Genomic DNA, 1172 nt, shown 5'->3' with positions numbered 1-1172 from the left:
GCTATAGACTCTAATGCCTTGGCCAAATATGCTACCTTATCAGGCGTTGCATCTTGAGATAAATCCTTAATTCTTTGATGTAATGCGTATACTACTTCTTTTGCGATAGTCATCTCTTAATTTCCCCACAATTTTAACAGTTTTTCAAAACTAAATCTTTCAAAGTTACCCTTCAGCTCATCATGTTCATTTTCCCTACTGGTAATATCCTCATCTATTTTTTCAATGCTTGTGCGAATACGTACCACATCTTGCACGGCAATATTTTCTGGATGAGGCAGTGGATATCCTCGTTTAGTTTTATCACTTGGCACTTTATGTTATGATAATTCGTAAATTTTTCACTTTAGGGCGATATTGCACTGTACCACTAAGAACTAGCTTTATCCTGGTTTCATTGGCATTAAAGTTTGTCAGCATATGAGTTCTCTCCACCCAGTTGTCGCCGATAGGTTTTCCTGTTGTTAAATTAACTAGCTGCCATTCTCTTTCCACGTTTTTTTGCACATATGCTTTAACATCGGCAGTACTAGGTATTAATGCATCATAAGTAATTGTTATCTTAGTATTTGAACCTGCTGGAATGCTCCTGGTTACGTAATCTGCAGATTCTCCCACATTGCCAAGAACCAATTGTAAACCGGGGTAAAGTACCGGGCTTCTTTCCTTTGAGCCTTTTAGCGTTGTTTTTACAGTTAATTCTCCAGAGAGTCTTGAACGCAGCGCTAATGGCAGATTATCAGATAAAAAATGCTCTTTTCCATCCTGCTCAGTTAAAATAAACTCAGCATTAGTATCAAATGAGACTTTTTCAACGTTTGCCAGAGCAATTAAATCTGAAGTGTTATTTGCGGTAATCTTGCCAAGATTAATTGTGGTGGAATTTTCCGTAAATTTTGCAGCTAACAGTCGAAAAGTTAAATCTAAATTTTGATGTGGAGTCCAAGTGCTGGCATTGCTTGATGACAGTAATACTCCCACCTGATACGGTTGACTCGTTACCCAACGGCTGTTTACTGCATCATATTTTCCTAATTCCGCTATTTTAACTGCAGTATTTTGATCATCAGTTAGTAAAACAATAGCATATTCTCTGCCAACTTCACACCAAACTGGTGACCAAGTGATACGTGTTGCTGTACCATCTACCTTTATATCTTTTGACTCAATAT

Annotated in this window: 2 protein-coding genes; both read right to left on the bottom strand. The window is 37.5% G+C overall.

Features of this window, described 5'->3' with window-relative positions; all coding sequences use genetic code 11:
* Positions 1-116: 116 nt before the first annotated feature.
* Positions 117-314: a hypothetical protein gene (locus tag IC220_RS07730; protein ID WP_188153814.1), complete on the bottom strand. Its 198-nt coding sequence runs from the start codon at positions 312-314 to the stop codon at positions 117-119.
* A gap of 1 nt (position 315) precedes the next feature.
* Positions 316-1172: hypothetical protein (locus IC220_RS07725; RefSeq protein WP_188153813.1), on the bottom strand; the 857-nt coding region annotated here is incomplete at its 5' end.

The sequence above is a fragment of the Wolbachia endosymbiont of Pentalonia nigronervosa genome, assembly GCF_014534705.1.
Taxonomy (GTDB): domain Bacteria; phylum Pseudomonadota; class Alphaproteobacteria; order Rickettsiales; family Anaplasmataceae; genus Wolbachia.
This window is presented reverse-complemented; position numbering and strand designations above follow the sequence as displayed.